Origin of the sequence: Cryobacterium zongtaii (assembly GCF_002909375.1) — a bacterium.
Classification (GTDB): Bacteria; Actinomycetota; Actinomycetes; order Actinomycetales; family Microbacteriaceae; genus Cryobacterium; species Cryobacterium zongtaii.
The window spans coordinates 417,181-426,913 of the sequence record NZ_PPXD01000007.1; the positions used below are offsets into that span (position 1 = coordinate 417,181).

10 protein-coding genes and 1 riboswitch are annotated in these 9,733 nt (G+C 70.0%); of the genes, 1 reads left to right on the forward strand and 9 read right to left on the reverse strand.

Features of this window, described 5'->3' with window-relative positions:
* Window positions 1–9: 9 nt before the first annotated feature.
* The 5 genes from C3B61_RS06735 to C3B61_RS06755 form a co-directional block, all read right to left on the reverse strand.
* Window positions 10–675 carry an ECF transporter S component gene (locus tag C3B61_RS06735; protein WP_425266414.1) on the reverse strand — a complete coding sequence of 222 codons (666 nt, stop codon included), beginning with the start codon at window positions 673–675 and terminating at the stop codon, window positions 10–12.
* Between the two features lie 44 nt (window positions 676–719).
* A riboswitch (TPP riboswitch) is annotated at window positions 720–828 on the reverse strand.
* A gap of 83 nt (window positions 829–911) precedes the next feature.
* Entirely contained in the window at window positions 912–1,238 is a 327-nt protein-coding gene (locus C3B61_RS06740) for a hypothetical protein (protein WP_088456430.1), read from the reverse strand.
* A gap of 9 nt (window positions 1,239–1,247) precedes the next feature.
* Window positions 1,248–2,531: a DNA polymerase IV gene (gene dinB / locus C3B61_RS06745; RefSeq protein ID WP_088456431.1), complete on the reverse strand. Its 1,284-nt coding sequence runs from the start codon at window positions 2,529–2,531 to the stop codon at window positions 1,248–1,250.
* Between the two features lie 84 nt (window positions 2,532–2,615).
* Window positions 2,616–3,233, reverse strand: a complete 618-nt coding sequence (locus C3B61_RS06750; protein WP_103459945.1) for a hypothetical protein — start codon at window positions 3,231–3,233, stop codon at window positions 2,616–2,618.
* A gap of 28 nt (window positions 3,234–3,261) precedes the next feature.
* Complete coding sequence (locus tag C3B61_RS06755; RefSeq protein ID WP_103459946.1) at window positions 3,262–4,296, reverse strand: LLM class flavin-dependent oxidoreductase; 1,035 nt, start codon at window positions 4,294–4,296, stop codon at window positions 3,262–3,264.
* Between the two features lie 199 nt (window positions 4,297–4,495).
* On the opposite strand from C3B61_RS06755, the gene C3B61_RS06760 reads away from it, so the two are divergent.
* Window positions 4,496–5,116, forward strand: a complete 621-nt coding sequence (locus C3B61_RS06760; RefSeq protein WP_244285855.1) for a TIGR03086 family metal-binding protein — start codon at window positions 4,496–4,498, stop codon at window positions 5,114–5,116.
* A 114-nt stretch (window positions 5,117–5,230) separates the two neighbouring features.
* Here the strand turns inward: C3B61_RS06760 and C3B61_RS06765 are convergent, their stop codons facing one another.
* Genes C3B61_RS06765 through gatA form a run of 4 tightly spaced genes read right to left on the reverse strand, consistent with a single transcriptional unit; the run spans window position 5,231 to window position 9,730 of the window.
* Window positions 5,231–6,340 carry a VIT1/CCC1 transporter family protein gene (locus C3B61_RS06765; RefSeq protein WP_244285856.1) on the reverse strand — a complete coding sequence of 370 codons (1,110 nt, stop codon included), beginning with the start codon at window positions 6,338–6,340 and terminating at the stop codon, window positions 5,231–5,233.
* On the reverse strand, window positions 6,337–6,648 hold the full coding sequence (locus C3B61_RS06770; RefSeq protein ID WP_088456435.1) for a hypothetical protein: 312 nt from the start codon (window positions 6,646–6,648) through the stop codon (window positions 6,337–6,339). Before C3B61_RS06770 ends, C3B61_RS06765 begins: the two co-directional genes overlap by 4 nt.
* The gene (gene gatB, locus C3B61_RS06775; protein WP_103459948.1) at window positions 6,648–8,183 is read right to left on the reverse strand and encodes an Asp-tRNA(Asn)/Glu-tRNA(Gln) amidotransferase subunit GatB; all 1,536 of its coding nucleotides are present in this window, start codon (window positions 8,181–8,183) and stop codon (window positions 6,648–6,650) included. Before gatB ends, C3B61_RS06770 begins: the two co-directional genes overlap by 1 nt.
* Window positions 8,183–9,730, reverse strand: a complete 1,548-nt coding sequence (gatA, locus tag C3B61_RS06780) for an Asp-tRNA(Asn)/Glu-tRNA(Gln) amidotransferase subunit GatA (RefSeq protein WP_088456437.1) — start codon at window positions 9,728–9,730, stop codon at window positions 8,183–8,185. Before gatA ends, gatB begins: the two co-directional genes overlap by 1 nt.
* Window positions 9,731–9,733 lie beyond the last annotated feature (3 nt).

Sequence of the window (9,733 nt, forward strand, 5' to 3'; positions counted from 1 at the left end):
CGGTGCGGGTCACCGGGCGGGCTGGGTGTCGACCCGGTCGGTCGGGCCCGATTCGCGGCCGGCGGCGAACCGGCTCAGCGCGCCGGTGCGGGCGAGTCCGCGCACCGCCAGCCAGGACAGCAGCCCGGCGAGCACGGTACCGGAGACGACGGCGGAAACCAGGTAGACGATCTTGGGGCCGATGTCGAGGGCCGCGTAGCTGGTGAAGGTGGTGTCGAGCAGACCCACGGCGATGCCCGCGCCGGCGCCGGCCAGGAGGGCCACGCCCAGGCGCCAGTTGGCGTACAAGAACAGGGCCAGCACGATCTCCGCGCCCAGCCCCTCGACGACACCCCAGATCAGGGTGGAGAAGCCCCACTGGGTGCCGATGAGCATCGAGACGACGGCGGCGACGACCTCGGTGTAGACGGCCGCACCGGGCTTGCGGATGATGAGTCCGCCGAGCACCCCGGCGAACAGCCAGCCGCCGGCCAGGAGTCCTTCGAGCCCGGGGGTGAAGGCCAGGAGGGCGCTCAGCGGCGACCAGGCCAGGCCCCATGCCCAGAAGATCACGCCGCTGGCGACGCCGATGACGCTGGCCACGACGATGTCGACGACCCGCCATTTCAGCACCCGCGGTTTCCGCGACGTGAAGGGAGTGGTGGCGGACGAAGTCCTGGAAGGCTGGGTGTTGATTGACGCGTGCACTGTACGTGCCCTTTCCGTAGAGGAATACTGGGCACGGGATTGAGAAGCCTCCCTGCGCTGGCATGATCCAGATCAGGTTCGACGGTCGAAGCTGAAGTAGCTTCCTCTCAGCCCGGTTCACCGGACTCCCGTGTTCAGCTTCGAGTATAGAACTCCCCGGGCGCATCTGGGCACTGCAAGGCGTCGCACGACAATTTCTGCGCGCGACGATCTCGCTGCTGGTGTTAGCGCTTGAGCGCGCGGATGATGCGCGCGATGGCCTTGCCGGCGACCCAGACGAAGGGGATGCCGACGGCCAGCAGCGAAATCACATTCGGTTCGAAGCGGGCCGCTCCGCCGGACTTCACGTAAGCGCCGATCGGGATGGCCATGCCACCGCCGCCACCGCCGGCCGCCGCGGACTCGTCACCTTCGCCGCCACCGCCGAAGCCGTACTGCACCAGGGCCACCGGAACGATCGTGACGCCCTCGATCTGCACGGGGTCTCCGTAGGCCGACCTGACGCCGATGGATCGAGCGTTTTCTGCGAGCTTCAAGGCGAGATTAGTCATGGTGAGAGGCTACTCCCCCTCTCCCTGCGGCGTCCCGGCGTTCGGTGTTCCGAACGGATGGACATCACGCTTCGGAGCACTCCCGCCGCCCAGCTGCGAGGCCGGCCGCACGATCCCCCGGCCGAACCGGGCGGTGACGGTGTCCACGGCCAGTTCGGCTTCCCGCCAGTCGTCGTCATCGTCCCACAGGCCCATGCCGGCGCCGTCGCCGGAGCCGAGTTGCTCGGCCCGCACTCCGATCAGGCGCACCCGGATGCCGCGGGCCGCGAGCACGTCGAAGCTCGCGGTGACCTCCTCGTATATCCGCCGGCCCACGTTGGTGGGCTCGGCCAGGGTGCGCGACCGGGTCACCGTGCTGAAGTCGGCGTAGCGGAGCTTGAGCACCACAGTCCGTGCGACGAGGCCGTTGCCGCGCAGCTTGGCGGCCACCGCATCCGCTTGGCGCAGGAGTTCGCTGCGCAACCGGGCGACATCGGTGACGTCATGTTCGAAGGTCACCTCGTGGCCGACGCTTTTCTCCTCGCGTTCGAGGTTGATCGTGCGCGGGTCGATACCCCAGGACAGATCGTGCAGTTTGTGCGCGCTGGCGACGCCGACGGCACGCTGCAGCATCTCGAGGGGGGCGTGCGCGATATCGCTCACGTGCCGCAGCCCGAGCCCGAGCAGCGCCTGTTCGGTGCTGGCGCCCACCCCCCAGAGGGCGCCGACGGGCAGCGGATGCAGGAAAGCGATGGTGTCCTCCGCGGGGATGACCAGCAGCCCGTCGGGCTTGGCCCGTCCGGAGGCCAGCTTGGCCACGAATTTGGTCGACGCGGCGCCGACCGAGCAGGTGAGTCCGGTCTCGGCGAACACGCGGGCGCGGATCTTCCGGCCGATCTCGGCGGGTGAACCGTGCACACGCCGGGCGCCCGCGACATCCAGGAACGCCTCGTCGATGCTGAGCGGCTCGACCATCGGCGTCATGTCGGTGAAAATGCCCATCACCTGGCGGGACACCTCCACGTACCGGCCCATGTGCGGCTCGAGCACGATGGCGGCCGGGCAGCGGCGCAGGGCGATGGCCATCGGCATAGCCGAGTTGACCCCGTACTTGCGGGCGACGTAGTTGGCCGCTGTCACCACGGACCGACCGGAGCGGTGGCCGATGACGACGGGGAGGTGCACGAGTTCGGGGTGGTCGAGCAACTCGACGGACGCGAAGAACGCATCCATGTCGATGTGCAGCATGGTGGCGGTTGTGTCGTCGACATCGGCGCCGGTGGTCTGCCGGTCGCTGCCATCCTGCCTGCTCACGCCGCACCACACCCTTCTGCCGCTCCGGCCGGAACCAACTCGAAGCTACCTTCGAGAGTACAGGCAGGAGGGGTCGGCATCGAGCTAGAAACCGCCGAAATCTCCACCGCCGCCGAAATCGCCGAATCCGCCGGAGTCTCCACCGAAACCGCCGCCGGAGTCACCACCGAAATCGCCGCCGGAATCGCCTGAGTCCGCCGTGGTCTCGGCGCCCGAGTCGGTGCCGGCGTCACCGGCCGCATCCGCCTCACCGCCCATATCGGGCAGGAACGCGCCCACCAGCGCCGAGCCGACGACGTAGCCGGCCACGGTACCGAGCAGGGAAGCGCCGAGCATGCTGCCGAAGCCCGGGCCCTGCCGGCCGCCGGCCTGGTCGCCGCCGAAGACCCGGTCCAGGGTGCCCGGCTGGCGGAGTTCGGCCCGGGTGGCGGACTTGGCCAGGGTGGCCGGTTCGGCGTTCGCCGGGCGCTCACCCTCCATCGCGTTCTCGGTCAGCTGCTGGAAGAGCAGGTCGCGCTGCTCGTCGGTGAGCTTGCTGAACGCTTCGGTGTGCACCTGTTCAATGGTCTCCGGCGGTGCGGTGCGCAAGAGGTACCTGTAGCGTTCCACGGCGATCTCGTCGTCGGTGCGCTGCGGGGCCGGCGCGGTGCGGGGCGGCTCCGGTTGTTCGGGTCGGCCCAGGAGGCGATCGAGGAATCCCATGAGTCTGCTCCTTCGCTTTGGTGTCAGCCTAGGCGGCACCAGCCCGGACCGACAGGACCGTGGCCAGCGACTCCAGCGCTTTCACAGGGTCGGGACCGGCCGGGATGAGGACAACGCTCGTGGCTCCGGCGGTGTGCAGCTCATCGATGCGGCGGCGAGCGGATGCGGCGGTGCCGACCACCGCGAGCTGATCGACCCAGCTCTCGGGCATCGCTGCCGCGAAGTCAGCCCGGCTGGCGCTGGCCGAGCGCAGGGCGGCGAACTCCTCCGCGAAGGGCAGCACCGTGATGTGCGGGGCCCAATCGGGGTCGCCGATCCACTCAAGAGCCGGGCGCACCAGGTTGCGGGCCACGGCGGGGTCCTCGTCGACGGCGGCCGCGTTGTAGGCCACCACGTGACGGGCCGCCGACGGGGGGCGGAGGCCGGGGAACCCGAAGCCCTCCGGCGGAGCGTCGCGGCCGGCATCGAGGGCACCGATCGCGGCAGCGAGGTATTCGGGGGTGACGGGCTCGGCCAGCACCACCCCGTCGGCGCAGGCGCCGGCCAGTTGCAAGGACTTCGGTCCGCGCACGCCCGCCAGGATCGGCGGCACCGTGGACGGCGGACCGGCCAAGGCCACGGCATCCGCCTGAACGTAGCGGCCGGCTGTCGTGATGGAGGCCCCGCGCAGCAGGGCACGCATGAGGTCGATGTTCTCGGCGAGCATGGCCAGGGGGCTGGTCGGCCAGCTGCCGGTCTGCCGCATCCAGACGGGCATGCCATGCCCGATGCCCACCTGCAGTCGACCCGGGAAAAGTTCGGCGAGGGTGGCGATCTCGAGGGTCGCGAAGCCGGGGTTCCGGGCTGCGGCGGGCAGGATCCCGATTCCCACAACTATGGTCGTGGTGGCGGCGAGCACCACGGCGGCCTGGGCGATGCCGCCGCGGAAGAAACAGTCCTCCACCACCCAGATCTCGGTGAAACCCAGTTCCTCGGCGCGGAGCGCGTAAGCCACGAACTGCGCTGCGGGCAGGTCTCGCGGCAGCATGACGGCGATGGAACCCGGGGCACTGGAAGCTGGCATGTGGACCTCGTCGCGGTAGGGCCGAGGACAGAGCCCGGCGGTGTTCTCTGTCGAACCTAGCTTCTACGGCGGAACTTCTCGCACTGACGGGGAGATTTCCGGCGGACCCGGAATGCCCGCGGGCCGAGCGTCGTTGCACCCAGCACGGACTTTCCCCTCTGGGCGGATGCCGCACGACAATCAACGAAGTGAGCCCACTGTGCTTGAAAAGACTCTGTCCGAAAAAACTGTGCTCGACACCACCTCCGCCAGTGCTGCTCCGGCGATCGACTGGTACTCCCTGCAGAAGCAGGCGCACCGTGAATTCGGCCGGCGCATCGCAGCGGTGGACGACTGGAACGCTCCGACGCCCGACAAGGAGTGGACCGTCGGTGATCTGGTGCGCCACGTCGTTCGGGAGCAGCAGTGGATCCCGCCGCTGCTGGCCGGGCTGACCCTGGACCAGGCCCGGCGCCGCGTCGACCCGCTCGGGGACGACCTCGTTGCCGAATGGCACACGCACTCCTCACTGGCCACCGCGGCGTGGCAGGCGGCGTCTGCGGATGCGTCGGTGCAGCTCTCCTACGACACCGTCACGGTGCTGGACTACCTGCGCGAGCAGGTCTCCGACGTGACGATTCACTCCTGGGACCTGGCCAGGGCGACGGCGGCCGAGGAGACCCTGGACCCTGCTCTGATCGAGGCGGTCTGGACGGTGTTCGAGCCGCAGCGGGATGCGCTGGAGGCCAGTGGCCTGTTCGATTCCCCGGTGCCGATGCCCGAGGACGCTCCGCTGCAGTCCCGGCTGCTGGCCCTCACCGGCCGCGACGACCGCCGCTGACCGCCGCCGCCGCGTCCGCCCACGCCGACCAACTGTTGCTCGTTCGGACAAGTGCGCCCGGCACACCGGGACCATTTGTCCGCACCGGCAACAGTTGCGGCGCTGGGCCGGGCGCTAGGCGACGGTGGTGCCGAAGAGCAGGCCGAGCAGGTAGGTGACCCCGGCGGCTCCGAAGCCGATCACAAGCTGACGCAGCGCACGCTTCAGCGGCGGACCGCCGGAGAGCAGTCCGACGACGGCACCGGTGGCCAGCAGCGCGAGGCCCACGAGGACCGCGGCGACGATGATCGCAGCGACGCCCTGCATGCCGAACAGGTACGGCAGCACCGGCAGCAGGGCTCCGGAGGCGAAGAAGCAGAAGCTGGAGATCGCGGCGCCCATGCCGGTGCCGATGGCTTCGTGCTCGTCGACAAGTGCGGCGGTGGAGCCGTCGAGCCGGCTCACGTCGAGCGCACCGGTCGCGACGGCCACGGTGCGCAGCACCTCACGGGCGTGTACCTCGGCGTCTTCGGGCGTCATGCCCTGGGCACGGTACACGAGGGTCAGTTCGTTGGCGGCCTCGTCCAGGTGTGAGAGCACGCTGCGCGTGGCCGGGTTCGGGGTGGATGCCTCGAGAAGCTCGCGTTGGGAACGCACCGACACGTACTCCCCCGCACCCATCGACAGGGCTCCGGCCAGCAGGCCGGCGATGCCGGTGAAGAGGATGGTGGCGGTGGGCACCCCCGTCGCCCCGATGCCCAGCACCAGGGCGAGGTTGCTCACCAGACCGTCGTTGACGCCGAAGACCGCGGCCCGGAAGGTGCCGGACAGCCGCTGGCGGCCGCGGGCGGCCAGGCCACGAACGACTTCCTCGTGGATGCGCTCGTCTGCGGCCATGGCGCTGGTGGCGTCGGCATCCCCGTCGTAGGGCGACCGTGCCTCGGCGCGTTGGGCGAGCGCGAGCACGAAGACGGAACCGAACCGGCGGGCCAGCAGGCCAAGCACCCGGGTGCGCAGCGCACCCTTCCGGGGTGCTCCGACCCGCTCGCCGAGCAGGTCCCGCCAGTGCGCTTCGTGCCGGCCCTCTGCCTCGGCGAGGGCCAGGAGGATGTCGCGTTCCTCGCCGGAACGCCGACCGGCCAGGTCACGGTACACGGCGGCCTCGGCCTGTTCATCGGCCAGATACCGCCGCCACCGACGGATGTCGGCCTCGGCGGGCTGGTTGAGGTCGGCCACGGCGATCACGACTCCGGAGCTGCCTCGAGCGAACCCTGCGACACCCGGGCCGACTCGTGCGGGCCGGTGCCGTCGAGACCGTAGAACGGTTCCTCGAAGTGCACCACCCACACCGCTTCCTTGCCCACGACGGGTGCATAAAGCGCCGAGCCGACGAGCTCGCCTGGCGCGGTGATGACCCCGATCGGGTCCTCCACCATCGAGTCGGGGTAGCGGCTGCGGTCAAGCCGCACCACCACCTGCATGCCGACGCCGAACACCGCGGCCGCCCCGTCGGCTGACGGGGCGTCCGCGGGCCGGCGGCTCCAGAGCGCCATTACTCCACCGACTCCGAAGGTGCAGACTCCACCGGAGCGCTGCCGGCGCGTTCGAGCACCAGTTCGCGCACCCTGGCGGCATCCGCCTGGCCGCGCATGGCCTTCATGACCGCGCCGATGACGGCGCCGGCGGCCTGCACCTTGCCGTCGCGGATCTTCGCGAGCACGTCGGGCTGCCCGGCGAGGGCCTCGTCGATGGCCGCAATCAGCGGCCCGTCGTCGCTGACGACGGCCAGTCCACGGCTGGCGACGACCTCGCTGGGGGTGCCCTCGCCGGCGATGACGCCCTCGAGCACCTGGCGGGCCAGGCGGTCGGTGAGGGTGCCGTCGGTGATCAGTTCGATCAGCGCGGCCACCTGGGCCGGGGTCACGAGGCTCTCGGCAGTCACGCCGGCGGCGTTGGCCAGACGGGCAATCTCGCCGGTCCACCACTTGCGGGCGGACTGAGCGGGCGCGCCGGCGGCGATGGTGGCCTCCAGAACGTCGAGGAGGTCGGAGTTGACCACATCCTGGAACTCGAGGTTCACAAAACCCCAGTCCGCCTGCAGCCGCTTGCGGCGGGCCGCGGGGGGCTCGGGCAGCGTGGCGCGCAACTCTTCGACCCAGGCACGCGACGGGGCGACGGGCACCAGGTCGGGCTCGGGGAAGTACCTGTAGTCGTCCGCGTCGCTCTTGGGCCGGCCGGCGGAGGTCACCCCGGTGTCCTCGTGCCAGTGCCGGGTCTCCTGGGTGATGGTGCCGCCGGCGGTGAGCAGCGCGGCCTGGCGCTGGATCTCATAGCGCACGGCGCGTTCGACGCTGCGCAGTGAGTTGACGTTCTTGGTCTCGGTGCGGGTGCCCAGGATGTTCGAGCCGCGCGGGCGCAGGGACACATTCGCGTCGCAGCGCACGTTACCCTCTTCCATCCGGGCGTTCGAGACGCCGAGCGCCTTGACGATCTCGCGGATGGCGGCGACGTAGGTCTTGCCGATCTCGGGCGAGTCGGCTTCGCCACCCTCGATCATCTGGGTGACGATCTCCACCAGTGGCACGCCGCCGCGGTTGTAGTCGACCAGTGAATAGTCGGCGCCCTGGATGCGTCCTGCCGCGCCACCCATGTGGGTGAGCTTGCCTGCGTCGTCCTCCATGTGCGCGCGCTCGATGTCCACGGTCACCTGGCGGCCGCTCTCCAGCTCGATGGTGAGCTGGCCGTTGAAGGCGATCGGCTCGTCGTACTGGGAGGTCTGGAAGTTCTTGGCGGTGTCGGGGTAGAAGTAGTTCTTGCGGGCGAACCGGCTGGTTTCGGCGATCTCGCAGCCCAGGGCCAGGCCCAGGCGGATGGAGGACTCGATGGCCTGGCGGTTCACCTGCGGCAGCCCGCCGGGCAGGCCCAGGCAGGTGGGGCAGGTGTTGGTGTTGGCACCGGAACCGAATTCGTTGGCGCAGCCGCAGAACATCTTGGTCTTGGTGTTGAGTTCGACGTGCACCTCGAAGCCGAGCACCGGCTCGAACAGCTCGAGGGCCTTGTCGTAGTCCATCAATTCGGCTTTCGCCATCAGACGGCTCCCCCTTCGGTTGCGAACATTTCGATGTTGGCCAGAGCGGGTGCCTGGCTGAGCAGGGTGTGCCCCCAGTGTGCCTCGAGCAGCTGCTCGACGGCGGCGCCGAAGGTGTACAGACGGGCATCCGCGCGGGCGGGCGCCATCACCTGCAGACCCACCGGGAGGCCGTCTTCGGGCGCGAGGCCCATCGGCAGGCTCATGCCGGGGATGCCGGCGAGGTTGGCCGGGATGGTGGTGATGTCGTTGAGGTACATCGCCATCGGGTCTTCGGTCTTCTCGCCGAACTTGAACGCCGTGGTCGGCGCCGTGGGAGAGACGAGCAGGTCGACCTTGTCGAACGCGGCGGCGAAGTCGCGCTGGATCAGCGTGCGCACCTTCTGGGCGCTGCCGTAGTAAGCGTCGTAGTAGCCGGCGCTGAGGGCGTAGGTGCCCAGGATGATGCGGCGTTTGACCTCGTCGCCGAAGCCGGCGTCGCGGGTGGCGGCCATGACGCGCTCGCTGGTGAGCGGGCCGTCCTCCGGGTTGACCCGGATGCCGAAGCGCACCGAGTCGAAGCGGGCCAGGTTGCTGGAGGCTTCGGCGGGCAGGATCAGGTAGTAGGCGGAGACCGCGTACTCGAAGTTCGGGGCGCTCACCTCGCTGACGATGGCGCCGGCCGCGGACAGCAGGGCCAGGGTCTCCTCGAAACGCTGCTTGACACCGGCCTGGAAACCCGCACCGTTGAGTTCCTTGATCACGCCGATCCGCACCCCCTTGAGGGCACCGTCGGCCAGCCCGGCCTGGGCCGCGGCGGCCATCGACGGCCACGCATCCGTCAGCGATGTCGAGTCGAGCGGGTCGTGCCCGCCGATCACATCGTGCAGCAGCGCGGCGTCGAGCACCGTGCGGGTGACCGGGCCGACCTGGTCGAGCGAGGAGGCCAGCGCGATCGCGCCGTAGCGGGACACGCCGCCGTAGGTGGGCTTGACGCCGACGGAACCGGTGACGGCGGCGGGCTGACGGATGGATCCGCCGGTGTCGCTGCCGAGCGCCAATGGTGCCTCGAACGCGGCGACGGCGGCCGCGGAGCCACCGCCGGAGCCGCCGGGGATGCGGTCAAGGTCCCACGGGTTGTGGGTGGGGCCGTAGGCGGAGTGTTCGGTAGAGGAGCCCATCGCGAACTCGTCCATGTTGGTCTTGCCCAGCGGGATGAGGTCGGCGTCGCGGATGCGCCGAACCACGGTGGCGTCATACGGCGGGATCCACCCCTGAAGGATCTTCGACCCAGAGGTGGTGGGCATGTCGTGCGTAGCGAGCACATCCTTGATGGCGATCGGAACGCCGGCCAGCGGGCCGAGCTTCTCGCCGGCGGCGCGACGGGCGTCGACCCTCGCGGCGGTGGCCAGGGCGGCGTCGCGGGCCACGTGCAGGAACGCGTGCACATCGGGTTCGACGGCGTCGATGTGGTCGAGGTGGGCGCGCGTGACGTCGACGGAGCTGACCGAGCCGTCGGCGAGCAGACCGGCCAGGGCGGCGGCGGTCTGGTTGATAAGACTGGTCACGTT